This is a genomic window from Amycolatopsis pittospori, from assembly GCF_013870525.1.
Lineage (GTDB): Bacteria > Actinomycetota > Actinomycetes > Mycobacteriales > Pseudonocardiaceae > Amycolatopsis > Amycolatopsis pittospori.
Genome location: NZ_JACBXD010000010.1, coordinates 120,161 through 142,040 on the forward strand (window position 1 = coordinate 120,161; position 21,880 = coordinate 142,040).

A 21,880-nucleotide genomic window follows, 5' to 3' on the forward strand; every position below is an offset into this window, starting at 1 on the left:
GGGCCGTTCATTGCATCTCTCAGCCGAGGGGACGGAAGCCCACACGCTCGGCGTCGGCGGCCGAACGGAACCAGACCTCGGCGACCATCTTCGGGAACTGGACCGAGTCCTCGGTGCAGTACCGCAGAGCCGTCACGCTGGCCTTGACCGAGAAGTCGTCGGCCGGACGACCACCGCCCGGCCGCGGCATCGCGGAACCGGGACCGAACGGGCCCGGAGGAACGGACTCCGAGACAGGAGCGGCCGCCTGCCGTGCGGGCGGAGGCTCCGGAGCGGGCATCGCGTCGCCCGGTTGGACGGCGGGTTCGAACAGCGAACCGCTCTGCCCACCGGAGAGGTCCGGCTCGCGGCGCTCGATGGCCCGCATCGACGGCTGGATCGGCTGCGGCGGCTCGAAACCGCCGCGCACGGTGCCCCGCGGCGTGCGCTTGGGCAGCACCTGGGTGGCTTCGGCGGGCGTCTCGGGCTCCGAGTCGAGGAGGCCGGCCTTCGCCTCTTCGTCGGATCCGAAGGCGTACGCGGGCGGGTCCTGGAGCTCCTCTTCCCGCTCGAACCAGTTGGTCTCGACGGGCGGCTGCTCCGTGTCGACGCGCGAAGCGGGGCTGAACAGCGAGACCGGCTCCGGCTGCGTCTCGACGCCTTCGGGGTCCAGCTGGATCTCCAGGCGGGACCGGTACGGGCCATCGCCCGGCAGCAGCGGCTGGGGTTCCGGTTCGGGCTCGGGCTCCGGCTCGACGTCCAGCTTCGACGCGGGCTGGAGGTACTCGGTCGCGGCGGCCGCGTACGGGTTCGCGGGCTCCGGCTCAGGCTCGGGTTCCGGCTCCAGCTGGGCGGCCGGGATGTACTGCGTCCGCTCGGCGGCGGGCTCGGGATCGGGCTCCGGCTCGACCTCGGGCGCGGTGCGGTACTCCGCCTCGTATTCGTCGGATTCGTCTGCGTGCTCGGGCTCGGGCTCGAAGGTCCGCGTCTGAAGCGGGGTGTGCACCGGTTCCGGCGCCGGCTCTTCGACGGCGTCCGGGATGTACTGGGTGCGCTCGGCCGGCTCCGGAGCCTGCTCCTCGACCGGTTCGGTCCAGTGCTGCGCGGGCTCCTGCTCGGTGAGCGTCTCGGGATACGCGGGCTTCGGCGCTTGCGGCACTTGCGGCTCTTCGGCGGCCGCGAACTCCTCGTCGAGCTCGTCGTGTGACGGCTTGGTGAAGTACGCGGTCCCGCCCGCGGCGGCCGCGGCACCCCCGCCGAGGGACACCCCGGCCGGCAACCGCGAGGTCTCGGCGTGCACGGTGGCCAGCGAGCTCTCCAGCTCACGGATGCGCTTGCGCGCGGGAAGCACCAGCACCAGCCAGGTGAGCAGCGCGCCGACGACGAACGCCAGCAGGCTCCACAGCCAAACCTGTCCGAAAATGGACATCTATCTTGCCCCTTTAATGCGTTCGCGCGACCAGGTAGTCGGCGACCGATTCGCAGGCGTCCCGGGCCGGCGACGCGGGCAGCGCAGCGAGCTCGGCACGCGCCCGCCGAGCGTAGTCGGAAAGAGTTTCGCGTGCGCGTTCGAGTCCGGAGGAGGCCCGCAGCAGGTCCAGGGCCTCGGCGACGAGTTCGTCGTCCGAGATCGGACCCGAAAGCAGCTCGACCAGGCGCGGGTCGGTGGCCGGGTCGGCCAGCGCGTACAGCATCGGAAGGGTGCGGACGCCTTCACGCAGGTCCGTGCCCTGGGCCTTGCCGAGCTCGTCCGAGGGCGACGCGATGTCGATGACGTCGTCGGAGATCTGGAACGCCGTTCCGATGATGTCGCCGAAGCGGCGGAGCGCGTCGATGTGCTCGTCGGCCGCGCCGGACATCATCCCGCCGAACCGGCCGGACGTGGCGATCAGCGAACCGGTCTTCTGCGCGATGACCGTCAGGTAGTGCTCGACGGCGTCGTCGCCGTCGGCCGGGCCGACCGTCTCGCGCATCTGGCCGGTGACCAGCTCGCCGAAGGTCTCGGCGATGATCCGGGCGGCGTCGGTGCCGAGGTCGGCGACAAGCCGCGAGGCGTGCGCGAACAGGAAGTCACCGGTCAGGATCGCGATGGTGTTGTCCCAGCGCGCGTTGACGCTCTCCGCGCCGCGGCGCATCGTCGCCTCGTCCATCACGTCGTCGTGGTACAGCGTCGCGAGGTGCACGAGCTCGACCGCGGCGGCGGCGATGACCACCTGGTCACCCTGCTTCGGGCCGAACTGCGACGAAAGCAGCGTGAACAGCGGACGGAAACGTTTGCCCCCCGCCTCGACCAGGTGCGAAGCGGCGTCCTCGACAGCCTTGACGTCACTGCGCACGACGTCGCGAAGCAGCGTCTCGACGTCGGCGAGACCGGTCGCGAGGGTGCGCAGAAGCTGCTCGTCGGCGATCTGGAGCCCCACGGACGCGCGCAGGTCCTCGATGGCACCACCTGGGGCAGGTGAAGACACAGACACGTCGGCTCCGCTCTCTTTGACACCGGTTCGGGATTGCTTCCAGCGTAGTGGCTACCCACTCAGGCCTGTTGACGTGCTGTCCAGGGGAAACGGTGACGAATATGACACCCCTCCCGAGTATCCTGCCGCTCATCGCGCGAACTGGGGAAAAAGCACGACGACACCGGATGATTCCGGCGAAAGACCGGCATGGGCACCTCCCGCCCCGGGACATCCCTCGCCGACGTGACCAGGCAGGTAATCCCGCATTGGTGGCGAACGGGCTCGACCTCGGCTGGCAGCTGTTCCCGTTCGCGCACGAGTACGCCCACCACGTCCAGCAGGTGTCGGGGATCATGCCCCGGCTCGCCCAGGTCACGGTGAACGCCGGGAGCGACCGCGCGAAGGAACTGGGCAGTCGCCTGGAACTGCAGGCGGACTGCGTCAGCGGGCTCGTTCCCTAGCGGCGCCGGATCTTGATGTCGTCCATGCAGGTCGCCTTCCCCACCAGGTCGCGGTACGGGTAGCCCTTCGCCTCCAACAGGTCCATCACCTTCAGCTCTGCCTCGTCGAGCACTTCGCGCTCCTCTTCGCCCTGCAGCGTGACGCGGAAGGTGAATGCGCCGAGGTGCGCGCTGTAGGTGAAGAGGCCGTCCTCGGTGAACCCGATCGCCTGATGCCGGTCGAGTTCGGCGAGCAGCCGGGCGCGGGTGCCGGCGTCGGGGTGGTCGAACTTGCCGTTGACGAGGACGCGGTAGGTCGGCATGCCGCCGAATATACAGACCTGTATCCGGATACGAAGCCGAATATCCAATGGGTACCCATGATCCACGGACGAGTGAAACGGTCGTCACGCACGCAACGGTCGAATCCGACACGCAGATAGTGATCACAAAGGGAAGAACGGCCGCTCCGGCTCGCTCTCCATCACGTGAGGAGGAAGTGAATGCGCATCACCATCGCAAGTCGGGCCGGCCTGGTCGGCGTGCTGTTGCTGGCGGGTCTCGGCGCCGGTGTGTCGCCGGCCGCCGCGTCCAACCCCGCGGGCGTCGCGTCGCTCGGCTCCGCCGCCTTCACCAAGGGCAGTGCGACGCCGATCTCGATCGCGTCGCTCGCCGATTGCGCGGTCGAGGGACCGACGACCAACTCGTCCGGGGTCGTCACCAAGACCGGGATCACGTTCGGTGGCGGCACATCGACGTGCACCACCACGATCGTCGACCCCGAGAACGACGTGACCTCGACGAAATCCGAGGCCAAGGGCAAGGACTTCGAACTGTCGGCACTGGTCTCGTCGAGCGGCCCGCGTATCAAGATCAGGGAGTACTCGGTCACCTGCACGGCGACGCAGACGAGCACGAACGCGAGCTGGTCCTACAGCGCGGCGAGCGGGCTCGGCACGCTGCCGAACCCGGTGCCGGTGGGCTATGTCAAGCCGATCACCAAGTCCAACGGGACCCTGCTCGCCGAGGCGATCTTCAACGAGCAGACGTTGCCGGGCAACGGCAGCATCGGGCTGACCATGCTGCGGATCAAGTTCGCCCCCGCGTCGAACATCACCGGCGAAGTGGTCATCGGGCGCACCGCCTGCTCCCCCACTCCGTAAGAGTCACCACGCTCGAAGGGCGTTCGGGATTCATCCCGGACGCCCTTCTTGCTGTTGGCTTATATAAGTCTACGCTGATATCTTGTCGGCATCCGAGCCGAGGAGGGCCTCATGGTCGACGTGACCAGCCAGATCAACTCCGTCCAACGCAAGCTGGGCAACCGGGTGGTCGAAGCGGGTGAGGCCCTGACGGCCACCGTCGGCCAGGTCTACGACACCGACCTCGACGATCTCTGGGACGCCTGCACCAACCCCGAGCGCATCCCGCGCTGGTTCCTGCCGGTCAGCGGCGAACTGCGGGCCGGCGGCAAGTACCAGCTCGAAGGCAACGCGGGCGGGACGGTCGAGCGTTGCGATCCGCCGAAGAGCTTCGCCGCGACCTGGGAGTACGGCGGTGACGTCAGCTGGATCGAGGTCCGGCTGAGTGCCGAACCCGACGGGCGCACGCGATTCGAACTCGACCACACCGCCGTCCCCAACGAGCACTGGAACCAGTTCGGCCCGGGCGCGGTCGGCATCGGCTGGGACATGATGCTGAACGGTCTCGCACTGCACCTCGAGTCCGGCGAAGCCACCGATCCGGCCGCGGCGATGGCCTGGATGACGAGCGAAGAGGGCGTCCTGTTCATGACCCTCAGCAACGAGGCCTGGTACGAGGCCGACGTCGCCAACGGGACCGACGCGGCCACCGCGCGCACGCGTGCCGACGCGACCCTCGCCGCCTACACCGCCCCGCCGGAGAGCTGAACGCGACTACTCGCGTCAGAGCCCGAGATCTTTGGCGAGTTCGGGAGCACGAAGCAGGTCGATGAGTTCGTCGTCCGCCCGGAAAACGGCGCGGGCGCCGGGCATCCCCGCCTGCCGGAGCATCGCGTGGAGGACGTCGGCGTGCGGTTGGTCGAGCAGAGTCCAGATCATCGCGCGCCGCTTCACGTCGTCTCCCAGCTCGCGCGCCGTCCACCAGCCGGCGACGAGCGCGCTCACCTGGTTGACCGCCGTTTCCCGCCCCCGCGCCAGCTGCGCGCGGTTCAGCCCGCACACCTTGATCGTCTGCTCGCCCTTCTCGGTCAGCGCGCGATAGGTACCGATCGACAACACCAGGAACAGATGCTCCAGCGGGTCTTCGGCGGTCGGGTCGATCAGCAGGGCGTCACCGTGGGCGTCCACCGGGAACAGGTCACGTTTGTGGTGGCTGTTGCAGTATTCGCAGGCGAGTACGTGGTTGAGCCAGTCGAACGCGCGCCCGGGGTTCCGTGCGATCGGCTCGAAATGGTCCACAGTGGACCCGAGGCCGTCACCGCAGTACATGCAGTAGCCGCGGCCGGCGGCCATGACGTCCAAGCCCTGGCGCAAAGACCGCCGTACGGCACGGGAAACCCGCCACAACCGCCGCGCTTCCCTGCTGTCACCGGGAGGAACCCGGGCCGTCAGGTCTTCGAGATCGGCGACCACCCGGCCGGGCAGCGCGATCCGGCGGATCCCGATCACCGATCGTCGGCCTCGAACCGCCTGGCCACCTCGTCCACCCGGCTCGGCGGCGAGCTGCTCAGCATGTCCCGCAGGCGTTCCCATTCCCGGACGCCGTTCGCGTCCGCGCGGCCGGACGCCACCTGGAATTCCAGCTCCGCCAAGTGTTCCCGCAGTTCGACCGCCTGTGGCGAATACGGCGTGTCCAAGCCGAAGAGGTCGGAGAGCACGGCGTCATCCCCGGTGCCGAACACGACCCGTTCGTACAGCTCCTCGGAAACCACCCGTGGCGGGACTTCCTCGTCGGGGCCGGAAAGCCGGACGAGGCCACCGGGATCCGCGGCCTGGCAGACGTAGGGGCTGTGCGTGGTGACGATGAACTGGATCCGCGGGAAATGCGCCTTGAACCACGGCCCCATGCGTTTCTGCCACGACACGTGGAGATGCGCGTCCACCTCGTCGATGATCACGATGCCGGCGCTCTCGTGGTCGAGCCCGGCGTTGTCGAGCTGCTTGAGCAGGTCGACGACGAGCGCGGTCACCGTGCGGTAGCCGTCGCTCATCTCGCGCAGCGCGAAGCGGTCGCCGCGGTATTCGACCCAGAGCCCGTCGGAATCGACGTCCCGGATGCGGTAACCGTCGGGCAGGAGCCCGTCACCGAGGATCTCCAGTGCCTTGTCCTTCAGCTCCCGGGCGCCAGCTTTTCCTTCCAGCGCACGGAGATGCTGATTGGTCAGCCAGGCGACACCCTCCGCGAGCGACGCGTCTTCGTGGAACAGGCTCGCCATCCGCGCCAACGCCCCCGCGCCGCGCATCCACGACTCGGCCTCGCCGCTGCCGCCCGCGAGCCGCCGGAACGGCCCGTACGCGGCGCAGAACGGCTGGCCCGGCGGGAGACCGGAGATTGGCAGCAGACCCGAGTCGAGCCAGCGGACCTCGACCGGCGCCGGTCCCTCTTCCCGCATCACCGAAAGCTGAATGGACCCGTTGGTCGCCCCCGTCGAGATCCAGCTCCCGGCGTCCGACAGCAGTCCCCAGGCGACGTCCGGCGCCGCGGCGACCGCGATGGCCCGCAGCAGCGACGTCTTGCCGGAGCCGTTGCGCCCGGCGAGGACCACCCAGCCGGGGCCGGGTAGCCGGAGGTCGACGGTGCGGGCGCCGCTGAAGCCGCGGATGTTCTCCAGGCGGACCCGCTCGATGTACATGGAGGAAGTTTACGACGGCGCGGACCTCACCTGGGCACCCGAAAGTGGGTGGCCATCGCCAGTTCCATCACAGCCCGCGCCCTCGCGACGTCCACGGCCGAGATCGCCCTCGCGCGGTCCCAGTCGTCGATCCCCCGCTCCCGCTCGGGCGAAATCCGCAGCCGGACATGCCCACGCGCGTCGAGATTTCCGAACGGCGAGACGTAAAGAAGGAAGGCGCTGTCATCCTTCGAGCGGAACGTGACGCCGGGATTGCCGCTGAACGACGTCTGTTCGTGGTCTTTGAAGGTCCCGTTCGGATCCGCGTGCCACTCCCCCGGCGCGCCGCCGTTCGCGGTGGCCCCGGCCTCGATCTGAAGGCGATGCAGCGGCTCGACGAAGTAGCAGGAGCCAGGCGTGGCGATCGGCTCGAATTCCGGCCCGAACGTCTTCTCGACCGCGGCGCGGAACACCGCGCATTCGACGTTCGGATCGGCCGCGCCGGCGGCGAGGATCCGCTCGGCGCCCGTCGGCACCTGCGCGGCTACGGCCGGATCGCAGTTCTCACCCTTGGTGTTGGAGATCCAGTTCGCGCAGGCCCCGACGCGTTCGTTGTCCTGGCCGTCGGGCGGGTAGACGAGGTCACGGGGAAGCTTCGCGGCACCTGCGGTGGCGAAGTCGCGAAGGAGTTCGCAGTCCTTGCTCCGGCTCATCCCGAGTTCGAACTTGACCGCACGCTTGAAGCTGAGAGGAACCGTGATCGCGCAGCCACTGATCATGCCCTCGCGGCGTGTTTCGACCTGGTAGCCCTTGACCCCGCCGAGGTCGACCACGGCTCCGTCGTTCCGAAACGCCGTGTGCCCCGGGTCCACATCGCGAACGTAGACCAGGTCTTCGTAGCCGTCACGGTAAAGCGTGCACCACTTCTTGCCGTCCTTCACCTTGGGTTCGCGCTTTACGGGCCTGGGATTGCCTCCCTTCCTTCTGTCGTAGACGGCCAGGTCGATCAGCTGACAGAAATCGAGTGCGACCAGCGCCGCGTCGACGACCTGTTCGTCACGATCGGCGGGACGCGGTTGCTTCGGCTGCCATTTCGGAAACTGCGGTAGCGGCGGGGGTGTATCGACGGAATCCGTACAAGCCGCCAACAGGCTGACGAACACTGCGCCGAAAATCACTCTTCGGAACTTCATTACGCAGAGTATGCAAATTCGGCGCGTCACCTACCAGGCAGAACCCTGTTTCCCAAGGCACGTTCACCTGAACGGTTTTCACGGATAGTCACCAGGTTCGTTGACCCCATTCAGTACGGAACGGGACTTTATGCGGACGGGTTCGTCGCTCCGGGAACCCTGGTAATCTTCGCGGCGTCGGATTACGCAGGGTGCATCGGGGAGACGCGCCTTGTAGCCACGGGAGGGGCATATGACGACGGTGACTTCGGGGCGGCTTCGGCCATTCAGCGGGGATCGGTTCGGGACGGCGGGGGTGCATGGCCGTGCCTGACCAGCCACCTGTCTACGAACCCGGCATCAGCTGGAACGACGCCCTCGGTATCACCGCCCGTCCCACCGGGGGCTCGTACGGGACGCCCGTCTCGGAAGGCTCGGGGTTCAAGTACGACGAGGCGACCCTCCACGAACTGGTGACGGAGTGGACCGGCCTCGCTAAGGAATACGTGTTCGACCTGAACGAGGCACGAGCCATAGCTGTGGCCCAGCCACCAGGGCGCGAATACGCTAGCGGGGGCAACGCCGAAGTCACCCGAAAGTCAGGCGCCGCACTTGAAGAAGCGCTCAGGCATCGCATCGCCTACTGCAAGAGTATGGCTAGCAAGTACCTGACCGCGCTTGGCAAGTACGCCACCGCTGAAGACCACGCCAGAACAGTCATCAACCAGCTGCCGGAGGGCATCGCCTGATGCGACGCACCATTCTCATGCTTAGCGCGACCGCCCTCACTCTCGCCGCATGCTCGACACCAACCACCAACGGGACCCCCACACCTACCAACGGCGGAGCAAACACGAACCCGTCGAACTCGGCCAGCCAGGCTCCCGAAGCTCCCAAGGTCAGCAGTCCGATCGAACTCGCACAAATCAAACAAACACCGTGCAAGGCACTTACCGACGCACAGGCCAAACAGATCCTCGGTCCCACCATCGAAACGGTGGAACGACTTGACAGCTCAGCGGGCCCTGCCTGCATGTGGTCGGTCCCCTCAACCGCTCAACCCAGCGTCAACGTGATCTTCAGCAATCTGCCGGACAGCGGCACTGCGAAGTTCTATGCAGCCAAGGGAACGACTTACGAACTCCTTGAACCGCTCGCACCGATTGACGGATACCCGGTGACGGCCTATGACACCAAAGACGAGCGCGCCAGTGAAGGCCGCTGTTCGGTGGCGCTGGGAACCAGCGATACCCAGACCATCAGCATCTCCCTCGAGCAGTCCGAGGCGAACATCGGCCAGAAGGACCCCTGTGACGCAGCGCGCGAAGCAGCGATCAGGGTCCTCGCCACGGTCCGAGGAGGCAACTGATGGCCACCGAAGGGCCGCTCACTGCCGCCCAGATCTACGAACAGATCACCAGCGGTGAAGGCACCGGCTCTTTGTCCGATGCCCAGCGAAGTGGTTTCAACTTGACCAAGCGACACCATGAACGTGCGCAGAGGCTCACCTCGCTCGCCCAGAAGACCATGGCTGGTTGGCAGGGAGCGTCGGGCAATGCGGCCGCCGACGCGACGAAGCCCCTGGTCGAGGCCGCGATGGACGACGCGATGCACCTGAGCATCGCCCAGAACGCCATCACCGCGCAGTTGGGCGCGTTCGGGTCGGCGAAGAACTCCGTCAAGCCGGTTCCGCCAGAGCAGCCCGCCCCGACGGCCGAGGACGTGAAGGCCCTCATGGGTGGCGGCGGCCAGTTCGGTTACTGGGACAGGGTCAAGAGTTACCAGGCCGACAGCCAGCACAACATCGACACCTTCGCGACCTACCACTCGGCCAGCACCTCCAACGGCGATGTGCTGCCCGCCCAGTACGCGCAGCTCGTCGACCCCGGCGGCAGTGTCACACTGGACGACGGCAGCTCCGGGAAACCAGCGGCGAAGGGGTTCGGCGACGGCTCCGACGGCAGGCGCGATCCCGGCATCGCGGAGCCTTATCGCGGCACGAGTGGACCGAACGGGCCGGGAACCGGCACGCCCGGACCGGGTCAGGGCGGACCCGCCGACAGCGGCCCGCAGCCGGGCCAGGGTCCGCAGCCCGGCCAAGGCCTCCAGCCGGGTCAGCACCTGCCGGGTCAGCAGCCGGGCTCCCACCAGCAGCCCGACGACGGGACCCGCGCGAATTCGTACACACCGCCCCAGACCACGCCGGTCGTGCCGCCGGCGGCGAACCTCGACTTCGGGCCGAACGGCCGACCGCCCACCTCCTACAACCCACCCGGCACGTTCCCGCCTGGGTACGGCCCGTTCGGCCCAGGGACCGGAGGACCAGTGACCGGCGGGCCGGGAACGGGAACAGGCGGCAGAACACCGGGCGTGACCGGAGGCGGCTTCCGAGGCGGCACACCAGGTGTCCCGGGTGGTCCCGGTGGCACGGCGGGGCAGCCCGGCATGGGTGGCCGCAGCGGCGCCGGGATGCCGGGTGAAGGCGTCGGCGGTCGTGGCGCGGCCGGTTCCGCGGGTGCCGCCGGTCGTGGCGGCGCGAACGGGATGCCGATGGCGCCTGGCGCGGGCCGCGGGAAGGGCGAGGAGGACAAGGAAAAGAGGGCTCCGTCGTACCTCCAGAACCCGGATCCGGACGAGACCTTCGGCGGCTACACCGAAAAGCCTATGCCGCCGGTGATCGGCGAGAAGAAGAGCTAGCACCACAGTCCCAGGGGAGGGAGACACGTGGTGCTCGCGCGCCCGGTCGAGATCACGCTCGACACTTTGTTGACCGCGTTCCGTCACGCCGGCTGCGGAGATCCGCATCTGATCTTCGCGGGCGGGCTGCGCTACGTGCCGCCGTCGTCGCGCAACGGCGAGGACCGGGCCGCGTTCGAGGAGCTCGGCGGGCTCGGGTTCACCGAGGGCAAGCGGCTGACCAGCGACTTCGAGGACGTCTTGCACGTTCTCGACCGGCCGGACACCGAGTACTACGCGACGCTGCGGACGGAAGCGGAGCAGTACAGCGTGCTCGTCGCTGTGCGCGGACGCGCGGCGGTGACCGCGATCTGCGAAGGCGGCCGGGTGTGGCTGAAAGGCGTGCGGACGACAGATCGCGCGGCGGCGCTCGTGATGAACCTGCCCGAGTACCCGCCCGCGCGGTTCGCACCGTTTTCCTTGTCCCAGGACGAATTCAAGCCTGGCGCGGGGAACGAACTGTACGACGAACCCGAGTCACGAAGTCGGGAGGCGCGGCGGCTGGACGAGGTCTTCGAGCAACCGTATTTCGGCGTCGGGTTCTTCGCCGCGGCGAAGCGTTCTGACGGCGGTAGACGCACCGAGGCCGTCGACGGCCTGTCGTATCTGGACCTCGACGCCGGACGGGTGGCCATGCACGTGACCGGCTCACCCAGAAATCGGTACATCACCGTCCTGCCCGGCGAACCCACGCTGCTGGCCCAAAAGGTCGCCGCGCTGCGGGCGAGCCTCGATCACTGACTCGATCAGCCGCACCGACCGCGCGGGATCCAGCGCCACCGCGTCCACTGTGGACTGGAGATACGGTTCGACGTCGACGGGCCGGTGCAGGATCAGCCCGTATCGCCGTCGTTCCTGGTACACCAACGACCGCGTGCCGCCGAATTCCAGCAGGACGTAGGCGCCGCCGGGATGTGCGCCGGCTGAGAAGGGAATGACCCGCAGTTCGACGTTGGTTCGCTCGGACATCGCGACGAGGTGCTGGAGCTGATTCGCCATCACCCGCGGTCCGCCGACCTGACGGCGCAGTGCCCCTTCATCGATGTAAGCGACGAACTTCTTCCGTCCCAGCATCTTCTGCCGTTCCCGCCGAGCTTCGACAGCCGCGGCGGGAAGGTCCGCGGCCCTCGCGTAAGACGGTGTTTGCAGCAGGCCGGGCAGGAGGACGGTTCCGAACTCGACGATCTTGGTGGCCTCCTTTTCGTACTGTGCGAGGGCCTTCCGCTGAAGAGACATGTCGCCGAACCACCATGGCCCGATGTCGCGGGACAGGGCGAGCAGCGCGTCTCGCCGTTCACCGGTGATCCGGTAGACCGCGAGCAGTGCCGAAACCTCTTCGGCGGACGCCGCCCGCGCCCCGGTCTCGATCCGGCTGATCGTCGATTGGGACCACGCCAGTCTGTCCGCCACTTCGGTGGCGGCCAGTCCGGCCGCCCTCCGCGCGTCTCGTAGTCCTTCGGCGAGCGCCCTCGCCTGAGGTGTGGGCTTCGGTTTCGGCATCGCCAGCACCGTGCCCGATGCACCAAGGCAAGTCAGCTCCCGATATGGGCGACTTCCCGGACGGCGTCGGCGATGGCGCGGAAGTCCTTCTTCAGCAGCGCGCCATGGTTGCTCTCGACCTTCGCGCTCACCTTGATGTTCGGGTTGCGGGCGGTCACCGCGTCGAGGCCGGCACGGATCTGTTCCTGCTCGTCTCCCTTGCTGCCGAAGGAGGTTCCGGAAGCGACGACGTACCTCGTCGGCACGGTGAGACCGTCCAGCACGGGGCCCAGCTCGGCCTCCCGGGAGAGCTTGCCGAGTTCGATGTTGCTCTCGGCCTGCTGCGCGGCGGTCATTCGCGGGGCCAGACCGGTCGGGCGCAGCAGCGGCATGACCAGGTTCAGGCGTTTGAACAGTTTGCGGATCCGCTGCTCCATGGCGTCGTCGAGCCAGTCGTACGGGAACGCGCCGTCGACCAGGACAGCGCCCAAGGTGCGTTCCGGGTTCCGGGCGGCCCAGTGCGCCGCGACGACGGCGCCGTAGGACCAGCCCACGACCACGGCCCGCTCCACGCCTCGGGCTTCGAGAACGGCGTCGACGTCGCGGACGGCGACTTCGAAGGAGTAGTCCGCCGAACGCTTCGACTTGCCGCGAGCGCGCTCGTCGTAGGTGATGTGACGCCAGTCCGACCCGAGGTCGGCGAGGATCCGCCGCCAGTAGCCCTGGGTCGCGAACTGGCCGTTGAGGTAGACGACCGGGATGCCGGGGCCGCCGCTGTCGGTCACGGCCAGCGCCGTGTCGTCGACGGAAATCATGCCGGTCCAGGGGGAAGTGGTGGTGCTGTGCTGTGTCATGTGAGCAACTATCGAGGGCCGGTCTGACACGCTCCTGACGCTGCCCTGACACGAAAAGGCCCCCTCACGACAGCGAGGGGGCCTTTCGTACGAAAGGACTACTTCAGCGCGAAACCGCCGGAGGCCGCCCAGTCGAGGGCGAACGCCGGGATCAGCCCGAGCACCAGCGTGACGATGACGCCGAGCGTGATCGCGGTGGTGGTGAACGCGCCGGGCACGGTGACGGTCGGGCCGTCGGGCGCCGGTTCGGAGAAGTACATCAGCACGATCACCCGCAGGTAGAAGAACGCGGCGACGGCGCTGAACACCAGCGCGATGACGACCAGCGGCGCCATCCCGTCGGACAGGGCCGCCGAGAAGACCACGAACTTGCCGACGAAACCACTGGTCAGCGGGATACCTGCCAGTGCGAGCAGCAGGAAGGTGAACACCGCGGCCAGTACCGGCGACCGTTTCGCGAGCCCCGCCCAGGCGGACAGGTGCGTCGCCTCGCCGTTCGAGTCCCGCACCAGCGAGACGACGCCGAACGCGGCGAGCGTGGTGAAGCCGTAGGCCAGCAGATAGAACAGCGTGCTCGAAAGGCCTTCCTCGGTCATCGCGATCGCACCCACGAGCAGGAAACCGGCGTGCGCGATGGACGAGTAGGCGATCATGCGTTTGACGTCGGTCTGGGTGAGGCCCAGCACCGCGCCGATCAGCATCGAGATGATCGCGACGCCCCAGAGGACCCCGCGCCATTCCCAGCTGGTCGATTCGAACGCCACCGAGAACACCCGCAGGATCCCGCCGAACGCGGCGACCTTGGTGCAGGCGCCCATGAACGCGGTGACCGGCGTCGGCGCGCCCTGGTAGACGTCCGGGGTCCAGGTGTGGAACGGGCCGACCGAACCCTTGAACAGCAGGCCGACGGCGAGCAGTCCGAGCCCGGCGAACAGCAGCGTGTCCGAGCGGTCCGAACCGGCGGCGGCGTTCGCGATGTCCGACAACTTCACGGAGTTCGCGTAGCCGTAGAGCAGCGCGAGACCGTAGAGGAAGAACGCCGACGAGAACGCGCCGAGCAGGAAGTACTTGACCGCGGATTCCTGCGAGAGCAGGCGACGACGTCGTGCCAGGCCGCACATCAGGTACAGCGGCAGGCTCAGCACCTCGAGGGCGATGAACATGGTCAGCAGGTCGTTGGCCGCGACGAACGACATCATGCCGCCGAGCGCGAACAGCGTCAGCGGGAAGACCTCGGTCTGCATACCGGTGGTGCCGACCTGCGCGCGGTCCTGCAGCGTGCCGGGCCGGATACCGGCCTGCGCGACGAACGCGCCGCCGGGTTCGACCGAGCGGTCCGCGATCAGCAGCACCGCGCCCAGTGCCAGCGCCAGCAGCGTGCCCCAGAGGAACAGCGACGGCCGGTCGACGGCGATCGCGCCGCTGAAGGTCGTGACGCCGCTCTTCGGTGCGGTCGAACTGGCGTACCAGACCAGGAAGACACCCGCCGCCCCGATCCCGAGCAGGGACAGGAAGACCTGCGACGGCCACCGCATGTGCTTGGGCAGGAAGGCTTCGAACAGCACGCTGACGCATGCCGCTCCGAGGATGATCAGGATCGGCGTGACGGCGAAGTAGTCGATCGACGGCAACTCGACCGCCGGCGCCTGAGTCAAGAAGAGCACTGTTACTTGCCTCCCTGTACGGACGACATCGTCGCCTGCACCGACGGGGTGATCGTGTCGAGCACCGGCTTGGGATAGAACCCGAGCGCGATGATCAGCACGACCATCGGCGCCAGGATCGCGATCTCCTTGCCGCCGAGGTCCTTGATGGCCTTGGTGGCGCCCAGTTCGGGCGCGATGGCCGTGCCCGGGCCTCCGCCGGCGCCCATGAGGGCGTCACCGCGGACGGGGCCCTGCATGACGCGCTGGTAGAGCCAGAGCACGTACGCCGCGGCCAGCACCATGCCGACCGTCGCGATGATCGTGTACACCGGGTAGTCCACAAAGGACCCCAGCAGCACCAGGAACTCACTGATGAAGGAGTTCGTGCCGGGCAGGGACAAAGTGGACAGACCGGCGATGAGCAGCATGCCGCCCAGCAGCGGGGTCACCTTCGCCATGCCGCCGTAGTCGGAGATCTTGGTGGACCCGCCGCGCATGACGATCAGGCCGACCACCACGATCAGCATGCCGGTGGCGAGGCTGTGGTTGAGCATGTACGACACCGAGCCGACCATCGCCTGCTCGTTGAAGGTGAAGATGCCCAGCGCGATGAAGCCGAAGTGGGCGATCGACACATAGGCGATGAACCGTTTCATGTCGCGCTGCCCGGCCGCGAGGATCGATCCATAAAGGACACCCGCGACGGCGAGCACCAGCACGAACGGTGCGAGTTCCTTGCTGGCCTCCGGGAACATCGGGAGGCAGTAGCGCAGGAACCCGAACGTGCCGACCTTGTCCAGCACGCCGACCAGCAGTACCGCGACGCCGATGGGCGCCTGGCCCGCGGCGTCCGGCAGCCAGGTGTGGAACGGCACCAGCGGGGCCTTGATCGCGAAGGCGAGGAAGAACCCGAGGAACAGCCAGATCTGTGTGCCCGTCGGAGCGTCGCGGACGACCGTGACCAGCGTTTCCCAGTCGAAGGTGCCCTTGCCGAGTTCGTCCGACGCCATCGAGTACGCCCCGATGGCCGAAGCCAGCATGATCAGGCCGCCGAGGAACGAGTACAGGAAGAACTTGACCGCCGCGTACTGCCGGTTCGCGCCGCCGTAGCCGCCGATCAGGAAGTACATCGGGATCAGCATGATCTCGAACAGCACGTAGAACAGGAAGACGTCGGTCGCGGCGAACACCGCGATGGTCAGCGCTTCCTGCACCAGGATCAGCGAGAGGAACCCGCCCGCCGAGCGCCCGGCCGGGAGCTTGTCGGTCAGGCCCAGCGCGCCGACCACGATCGGCACCAGCAGCCCGATGACCGCGATCATCACCAGCGCGATGCCGTCGATGCCGAACGAGATGTGGATGCCGAAGTTCGGGATCCAGTCCATCGAGGACTTCTGCTGGATCCGGTCCCCCGTCGGCGAATAGCTCGCCCACAGCGGGATCACCAGCAGGAACGTCAGGATGGAAACCGCGAGCGCGGTGAGCGTCGCCAGCCTGTCGTTCTTCTTCATCCCCGCGACGACCGCGGCGCCGACCAGCGGCAGCAGGATGGTTGCGAGTAGCCAGGTCATCAGGAGAACCTCACCAGCAGGAGTGCCGCCAGAAGCAGGAATGTGCCGCCCAGCATGGACAGTGCGTACGAGCGGACGAAGCCGGTCTGCAGGCGGCGCAGGCGCCCGGATCCGCCGCCGAGCCCGGCGGCGAGGCCGTTGACCGCGCCGTCGACCCCGCGGTTGTCCACGTAGACCAGGGCGCGGGCGAGCCAGGTGCCCGGGCGGGCGACCAGCGTCTCGTTCAGGGTGTTGCCGTAGAGGTCGTTGCGCGCGGCCTTGACCACGGCGGAGACCCGCTCGGGGCGTTCCACCGGAACGTCCTTACGACCGACGAAGAGCCACGCGGCCGCCGCACCCAGCACCGAGAGCGCCACGGTGAGGATCGGGACCAGCGCGTGCGGGATGACGCTGTGGCCACCCTCCTCCAGCGGTCCGACCACCGGCGAGAGCCATTCGGCGAACCGGTCGCCGAGGGCGAAGAACGCACCGGCACCGATCGAGCCGATCGCCAGGATGATCATCGGCCACTTCATCACCGCGGGAGATTCGTGCGGGTGGAAGTCGCGGCCGTCGCTGCTCTTGATCTCCTTCCAGCGTTCCTTGCCGAAGAAGGTCATCACCATCAGGCGCGTCATGTAGAACGCGGTGAGCCCGGCGCCGAGCAGTGCCGCGCCGCCCATCACCCAGCCGCGCCAACCGCCCTGGGACAGCGCCGCTTCGATGATCGCGTCCTTGGTGAAGAAGCCGGAAAGCGGCGGGATGCCGATCAGGGCCAGGTAGCCGAGGGCGAAGGTCCAGAAGGTGACCGGCAGGTGCTTGCGCAGCCCGCCGAACTTCCGCATGTCGACCTCGTCGTTCATGGCGTGCATGACCGAACCGGCCCCGAGGAACAGCCCGGCCTTGAAGAAACCGTGCGCGACCAGGTGCATGATGCCCAGCGCGTACGCGATCGGCCCGAGGCCGACGGCGAGCATCATGTACCCGATCTGGCTGACCGTGGAGTACGCCAGCACCTTCTTGATGTCGTCGTACGCGCAGCCGATGATGCACCCGATCAGCAGCGTGACCGTACCGACGAGGGTGACGATCAGCCTGCCGTCCGGGGTGGCGTTGAAGATCTCGTGCGCGCGGGCGACCAGGTAGACGCCGGCGGTGACCATCGTCGCCGCGTGGATGAGCGCCGAAACCGGGGTCGGGCCTTCCATCGCGTCCGGGAGCCAGGCCTGCAGCGGGAACTGGCCGGACTTACCGCAGGCACCCAGCAGCAGGAGGATCGCGATGGCGGTGATGGCGCCGGTCGGGATCTTGTCGATCGCGCCGAAGACTTCGGCGTAGCCGGTGCTCCCGACGTACTTGAACATCAGGAAGATCGCCAGCGCGAGCCCGACGTCACCGACGCGGTTCATCAGGAACGCCTTCTTCGCCGCGGTGGCCGCGGACGGGCGGTCCTGGTACCAGCCGATGAGCAGGTACGACGCGAGGCCGACACCTTCCCAGCCGAGGTACAGCGTCACGAAGCTGTTGCCCAGCACCAGGATCAGCATCGAGGCGACGAACAGGTTGAGGTACGCGAAGAACCTCGACCGATCGCGGTCCTCGGCCATGTAGCCGATCGAGTAGAAGTGGATCAGCATGCCGACACCGGTGATCAGCAGGACGAACGTCAGCGAAAGCGCGTCGATCCGAAGCCCGAAGTCGACCTGCAGCGCCGAGACCGGGATCCACGAGAACAGCTTGACGTCCGCGATGTTCTTCGTGTCGGCCGTGAAGAACAGGATCAGGCCGTAGACGAAGGACAGTGACACGGTCGCACTGCCGAGGATGTGTCCCCAGGGACGAGCGCGTTTACCGGCCAGCAGGAGAACAAGGGCGCCGAGGGCGGGAAAGGCCACCAGCAGCCACGATGATGCGGTCACTCTCGGTGCTCCCTCAGTACTTCAGCAGGTTGGTGTCGTCGACCGAGGCCGAGCGCCGGGTGCGGAAGATCGCCATGATGATCGCGAGCCCCACCACGACCTCCGCGGCGGCGACGACCATCACGAAGAACGCCATCACCTGGCCGTCGAGCCCGCCGTTGATCCGGGCGAACGTGACCAGGGACAGGTTCGCCGCGTTCAGCATCAGCTCGATGCACATGAACACGACGATCGCGTTGCGGCGCACCAGCACCCCGACCGCGCCGATGGTGAACAGCAGCGCGGACAGGAGCAGGTAGTACGTCGGGGTCATTCCTCGTCCCCTTCTTTCTTACCTACGAGCGCGTGGGCGTCCGGGCCCGGTTCCGTGCCGGCGACCTGCTTGCGCTCGTTTTCCAGCCGTGAGGCCGAAGTGGACTCGATGATGTCCGAAAGCGACTCCGGGGCGATCGAGCCGTCCGGCAGCAGCGCCGGGGTGGCGATCGAGTTGGCGGTCGCGAAGACACCCGGGCCGGGCAGCGGCGAAGGCCTGTCGTGCTTTCCGGTGAACCGGTCGACGACGAGTTCCTTCTGCGACTTCTTGCCGCCCTTGGCGTGCCGGTCGGTGAAGGCGAGCACCATCGCGCCGAGCGCGGCGGTGATGAGCAGCGCCGAGGTGAGCTCGAACGGGAACAGGTACTTCGTGAAGATGAGCCGTCCCAGGCCGCCGGGGCCACCGCCGTCGACGTTCGCCGGGTCGAGCGGCATCGCCGGGGTGACGTTGGCCAGCGAGCGGGCGAGGCCCGCCGCGAGCAGCCCGCCGACGCCGATGCCGAGCAGGGTCGCCATGACCCGCTGTCCACGCAGGACTTCGACGACCGAGTCGGAACTCTCCCGGCCGACCATCATCAGCACGAACAGGAACAGCATCATGATCGCGCCGGTGTAGACGATGATCTGCGTGAAGCCGAGGAACGGCGCCTGCTGGATCATGTACAGCGCGCCGAGGCACAGCATCGTGAGCACCAGCCACAGCGCCGAGTGCACGGCGTTGCGGGAGAAGATCATGCCGAGACCGCCGAGCAGCGCGAGCGGGCCGAGCACCCAGAACGCGATGGTCTCGCCGGTGGTGATCCCGGCCGAAACGTCGGTCTGGGCGAGGAAAGCCGTGATCACTTGAGGGCCTCCGTCGCTTCGGTCGCACCGGAGGGCTGCTGCCGCGCGAGCTCGGGGCCGTTGACGTAGTAGTCCTGCTCGTTCTCGCCCAGCCGCATCGGGTGCGGCGGCTGCTCCATACCCGGCAGCAGCGGCGCGAGGAGGTCTTCCTTGGTGTAGATCAGCCTCTGCCGGTCGTCGTCGGCCAGCTCGTAGAAGTTGATCATCGTCAGGGACCGGGTCGGGCAGGCCTCGACGCACAACCCGCAGCCGATGCAGCGCAGGTAGTTGATCTGGTAGTCGGCGCCGTACCGCTCACCGGGCGAGAAGCGTGCCTCTTCGGTGTTGTCGCCGCCTTCGACGAAGATCGCGTCCGCCGGGCAGGCCCACGCGCACAGCTCGCAGCCGACGCATTTCTCCAGCCCGTCCGGATGCCGGTTGAGCTGGTGCCTGCCGTGGTAGCGCGGGGCCGCGGGGGCGCCCGCCTCCGGGTACTCCTCGGTGGCGACCTTCTTGAACATCATCCCGAAGGTGACACCGAAACCCTTGATGGGATCAAACATCCCCATCGCCGGCCTCCCTTCCACTGGAAACCGCCGCGGGCTTGCGCTTGGCCGCCCGGGCTTCGGCCTTCTCGAGGGCCTTCTGACGCGGGGTCTTCTCCGGGACCTGCAGGTCGAGCGGCGGCACCGGGAACCCGCCACCGGTCACCGGGACGAAGTCGTCGTCCGGGACCTTCTTGTCCGGCAGGAGCAGGCTCAGGATGACGACGACGAGAATGAGCACGCCGCCGCCGATGAGGATCTGCGGGGTGGAGAGCCCGCCCGAGTTCTTGATCGCGCGGACCGAGACGATCACCACGATCCAGACCAGGTTGACCGGCACCAGGACCTTCCAGCCCAGCCGCATGAACTGGTCGTACCGCAGCCGCGGCAGCGTGCCGCGCAGCCAGATGAAGCCGAACAGCAGGATGAACAGCTTCGCGGTGAACCACAGCAGCGGGAGCCAGCCCTGGTTGAGCGCGTGGTCGGCGCTGACGAACGGGAACTTCCAGCCACCGAGGAACAACGTCGTGGCGAACGCCGAAACGATCACCATGTTGACGTACTCGGCGAGGAAGAACATCGCGAACTTCATCGAGCTGTACTCGGTGTGGAAACCGCCGACCAGCTCGGATTCGGCCTCGGGGAGGTCGAACGGGGCGCGGTTGGTCTCACCGACCATGGAGATCAGGTAGATCACGAAACTCGGCAGCAGCAGGTAGAAGTACCAGCCGGTCTGCTGCGATTCGACGATCTGCGACGTCGACATCGAACCCGCGTAGAGGATGACGCCCACGATGGACAGACCCATCGCGATCTCGTAGGAGATCACCTGAGCCGCGCTTCGCAGTCCACCGAGCAGCGGATACGGGGAACCGGAAGACCAGCCCGCGAGCACGAGGCCGTACACGCCGATCGAGGAGCAGGCCAGGATCACCAGCACGCCGACCGGCAGGTCGACCAGCTGAAGCGTGGTCTTCTCACCGAAGATCGAGACCACCGGGCCGAACGGGATCGCCGCCAGCGCGATCAGCGCCGGCACCGCGGAGATCACCGGCGCGAGGAAGTACACCTTGCGGTCGGCGGTGTCCGGGATGATCTGTTCCTTGAACGGCAGCTTGATCGCGTCCGCCAGGGACTGCAGGTAGCCGCCGGGGCCGACCCGGTTGGGGCCGGGACGGTTCTGCATCCGGCCGACGGCCTTGCGCTCCCAGACGATCAGGAAGATCGTCAGGATCGGGCCGATCAGCAGGATCACGACCGTCTTGATCAGGATCAGCCACAACGGGTCGTCCGCCAGCAGCGCCGCCCGTTCGGCGGCGTCCGGCATCTGGGTGAGCAACGGAGTCACTTCTCACCTCCGGTGAGGGTGACGGCCGAGCCGTGTCCCGCGGCCAGTGCCGCGCGGACGGCTGAGCCGTCGGAGTTGCCCGGGAGCCACACGACACCGTCCGGCAGGTCCGCGACCTCGACCGGCAGCGTGATGGAACCGCGTTCGGTGGAGACCTTCACGGTGCCGCCCAAACCTTCGGCGGTCTTCGCCGAGAGCCGGGCGACGATCTCGCGCTGGGTGCCCTTGAGGTGCGGCTCGTCGTCCTGCAGCGAACCGTTGTCGATCAGCTGACGCCAGGTGGCGAGCAGGACCTTGCCGTTCCCCGCGGCCGAGGCCGCCGCGGCGGCGATCGGCTCGAAGGCCGCGGGCTCGGTCTTGCCCGGCAGCTTGGCCAGGTCGGCGGCGGACGCCGCCGGGGTCTGCGTGAAGATGTCCGCGTCCATCTCGACGGCGAGGGTGTCGAGCACCCGGCAGTCCGGCAGGGCGCCGGTGCCTTCGAGGGTGACGGTGAACTCGCGGCGGCGGCCTTCCCAGTTCAGATAGGTGCCCGCCTTCTCGACCGCCGGGGCGATCGGGAGGACGACGTCCGCGTGCTCGGTGACCGCACTGTGCCGCAGTTCCAGGCTCACGATGAACTTCGCGTTCTCGAGGGCGCGGCGGGCCAGATCCGGGTCCGGCAGGTCGTCCGGGTCGACGCCGCCGACCAGCAGGCCGTCGATGTCCTGGCCCGAAGCGGCCTTGAGGATCGCGGTGGTGTCGCGGCCCGCCGTGGCGGGAAGCTCGACGCCCCAAGCCTTTTCGACCTCGGCGCGGGCCGCGGCGTCGG

At 67.8% G+C, this 21,880-nt stretch carries 23 protein-coding genes; 7 read left to right on the forward strand and 16 right to left on the reverse strand.

All coding sequences use genetic code 11. The annotated features are described in order from the left end of the window. Positions 1-19 precede the first annotated feature (19 nt). Positions 20-1,408: a sunset domain-containing protein gene (locus H5J31_RS08290; protein ID WP_181771875.1), complete on the reverse strand. Its 1,389-nt coding sequence runs from the start codon at positions 1,406-1,408 to the stop codon at positions 20-22. A 13-nt stretch (positions 1,409-1,421) separates the two neighbouring features. After that, positions 1,422-2,447, reverse strand: a complete 1,026-nt coding sequence (locus H5J31_RS08295) for a polyprenyl synthetase family protein (protein ID WP_181771904.1) — start codon at positions 2,445-2,447, stop codon at positions 1,422-1,424. 257 nt (positions 2,448-2,704) lie between these two features. On the opposite strand from H5J31_RS08295, the gene H5J31_RS40175 reads away from it, so the two are divergent. Further along, on the forward strand, positions 2,705-2,896 hold the full coding sequence (locus H5J31_RS40175) for a neutral zinc metallopeptidase (RefSeq protein WP_181771876.1): 192 nt from the start codon (positions 2,705-2,707) through the stop codon (positions 2,894-2,896). Here H5J31_RS40175 and H5J31_RS08305 read toward each other — a convergent pair. After that, positions 2,893-3,198, reverse strand: coding sequence for a DUF6204 family protein (locus H5J31_RS08305; protein WP_181771877.1), 306 nt, complete (start codon positions 3,196-3,198; stop codon positions 2,893-2,895). The two genes, H5J31_RS40175 and H5J31_RS08305, sit on opposite strands and share 4 nt — an antisense overlap. A 180-nt stretch (positions 3,199-3,378) precedes the next feature. On the opposite strand from H5J31_RS08305, the gene H5J31_RS08310 reads away from it, so the two are divergent. Beyond that, on the forward strand, positions 3,379-4,038 hold the full coding sequence (locus tag H5J31_RS08310; protein ID WP_181771878.1) for a hypothetical protein: 660 nt from the start codon (positions 3,379-3,381) through the stop codon (positions 4,036-4,038). A gap of 111 nt (positions 4,039-4,149) precedes the next feature. Further along, on the forward strand, positions 4,150-4,785 hold the full coding sequence (locus H5J31_RS08315) for an SRPBCC family protein (RefSeq protein WP_181771879.1): 636 nt from the start codon (positions 4,150-4,152) through the stop codon (positions 4,783-4,785). A gap of 15 nt (positions 4,786-4,800) precedes the next feature. Here the strand turns inward: H5J31_RS08315 and H5J31_RS08320 are convergent, their stop codons facing one another. The 3 genes from H5J31_RS08320 to H5J31_RS08330 are packed head-to-tail and all read right to left on the reverse strand — an operon-like array spanning position 4,801 to position 7,912. Continuing rightward, positions 4,801-5,526 (reverse strand): HNH endonuclease, encoded by a 726-nt coding sequence (locus tag H5J31_RS08320; protein ID WP_181771880.1) that lies wholly within the window; start codon positions 5,524-5,526, stop codon positions 4,801-4,803. Then, on the reverse strand, positions 5,523-6,710 hold the full coding sequence (locus tag H5J31_RS08325) for an AAA family ATPase (protein ID WP_181771881.1): 1,188 nt from the start codon (positions 6,708-6,710) through the stop codon (positions 5,523-5,525). The genes H5J31_RS08320 and H5J31_RS08325 overlap by 4 nt, the downstream gene beginning before the upstream one ends. 26 nt (positions 6,711-6,736) lie before the next feature. Beyond that, positions 6,737-7,912: a hypothetical protein gene (locus H5J31_RS08330; protein ID WP_328701421.1), complete on the reverse strand. Its 1,176-nt coding sequence runs from the start codon at positions 7,910-7,912 to the stop codon at positions 6,737-6,739. Positions 7,913-8,181: 269 nt separating this feature from the next. On the opposite strand from H5J31_RS08330, the gene H5J31_RS08335 reads away from it, so the two are divergent. Genes H5J31_RS08335 through H5J31_RS08350 form a run of 4 tightly spaced genes read left to right on the forward strand, consistent with a single transcriptional unit; the run spans position 8,182 to position 11,338 of the window. After that, positions 8,182-8,610, forward strand: a complete 429-nt coding sequence (locus tag H5J31_RS08335) for a hypothetical protein (RefSeq protein ID WP_181771882.1) — start codon at positions 8,182-8,184, stop codon at positions 8,608-8,610. After that, entirely contained in the window at positions 8,610-9,230 is a 621-nt protein-coding gene (locus H5J31_RS08340) for a DUF3558 domain-containing protein (RefSeq protein WP_181771883.1), read from the forward strand. The genes H5J31_RS08335 and H5J31_RS08340 overlap by 1 nt, the downstream gene beginning before the upstream one ends. Continuing rightward, positions 9,230-10,558 carry a PPE domain-containing protein gene (locus tag H5J31_RS40180; protein ID WP_181771884.1) on the forward strand — a complete coding sequence of 443 codons (1,329 nt, stop codon included), beginning with the start codon at positions 9,230-9,232 and terminating at the stop codon, positions 10,556-10,558. The genes H5J31_RS08340 and H5J31_RS40180 overlap by 1 nt, the downstream gene beginning before the upstream one ends. A 27-nt stretch (positions 10,559-10,585) precedes the next feature. Then, on the forward strand, positions 10,586-11,338 hold the full coding sequence (locus H5J31_RS08350) for an ESX secretion-associated protein EspG (protein ID WP_181771885.1): 753 nt from the start codon (positions 10,586-10,588) through the stop codon (positions 11,336-11,338). On the opposite strand, the gene H5J31_RS08355 is transcribed toward H5J31_RS08350, so the two are convergent. The 10 genes from H5J31_RS08355 to H5J31_RS08400 form a co-directional block, all read right to left on the reverse strand. Further along, positions 11,246-12,097: a helix-turn-helix domain-containing protein gene (locus tag H5J31_RS08355; RefSeq protein ID WP_181771886.1), complete on the reverse strand. Its 852-nt coding sequence runs from the start codon at positions 12,095-12,097 to the stop codon at positions 11,246-11,248. The genes H5J31_RS08350 and H5J31_RS08355 overlap by 93 nt on opposite strands. Positions 12,098-12,129: 32 nt before the next feature. Then, complete coding sequence (locus H5J31_RS08360) at positions 12,130-12,930, reverse strand: alpha/beta fold hydrolase (RefSeq protein WP_181771887.1); 801 nt, start codon at positions 12,928-12,930, stop codon at positions 12,130-12,132. A 98-nt stretch (positions 12,931-13,028) separates the two neighbouring features. Continuing rightward, on the reverse strand, positions 13,029-14,594 hold the full coding sequence (gene nuoN, locus H5J31_RS08365) for an NADH-quinone oxidoreductase subunit NuoN (protein WP_181771888.1): 1,566 nt from the start codon (positions 14,592-14,594) through the stop codon (positions 13,029-13,031). Between the two features lie 2 nt (positions 14,595-14,596). Beyond that, entirely contained in the window at positions 14,597-16,147 is a 1,551-nt protein-coding gene (locus H5J31_RS08370; RefSeq protein ID WP_181771889.1) for an NADH-quinone oxidoreductase subunit M, read from the reverse strand. Continuing rightward, on the reverse strand, positions 16,147-18,045 hold the full coding sequence (gene nuoL / locus H5J31_RS08375) for an NADH-quinone oxidoreductase subunit L (protein ID WP_181771890.1): 1,899 nt from the start codon (positions 18,043-18,045) through the stop codon (positions 16,147-16,149). Before nuoL ends, H5J31_RS08370 begins: the two co-directional genes overlap by 1 nt. A gap of 13 nt (positions 18,046-18,058) precedes the next feature. Further along, positions 18,059-18,358 carry an NADH-quinone oxidoreductase subunit NuoK gene (gene nuoK, locus H5J31_RS08380; RefSeq protein WP_101612053.1) on the reverse strand — a complete coding sequence of 100 codons (300 nt, stop codon included), beginning with the start codon at positions 18,356-18,358 and terminating at the stop codon, positions 18,059-18,061. Further along, positions 18,355-19,200, reverse strand: a complete 846-nt coding sequence (locus tag H5J31_RS08385; RefSeq protein WP_181771891.1) for an NADH-quinone oxidoreductase subunit J — start codon at positions 19,198-19,200, stop codon at positions 18,355-18,357. The genes nuoK and H5J31_RS08385 overlap by 4 nt, the downstream gene beginning before the upstream one ends. Beyond that, positions 19,197-19,748: an NADH-quinone oxidoreductase subunit NuoI gene (gene nuoI / locus H5J31_RS08390; RefSeq protein WP_181771892.1), complete on the reverse strand. Its 552-nt coding sequence runs from the start codon at positions 19,746-19,748 to the stop codon at positions 19,197-19,199. Before nuoI ends, H5J31_RS08385 begins: the two co-directional genes overlap by 4 nt. Beyond that, positions 19,735-21,072, reverse strand: a complete 1,338-nt coding sequence (nuoH, locus tag H5J31_RS08395) for an NADH-quinone oxidoreductase subunit NuoH (RefSeq protein WP_181771893.1) — start codon at positions 21,070-21,072, stop codon at positions 19,735-19,737. Before nuoH ends, nuoI begins: the two co-directional genes overlap by 14 nt. Next, positions 21,069-21,880: molybdopterin-dependent oxidoreductase (locus tag H5J31_RS08400; RefSeq protein WP_181771894.1), on the reverse strand; the 812-nt coding region annotated here is incomplete at its 5' end. The genes H5J31_RS08400 and nuoH, both read right to left, overlap by 4 nt.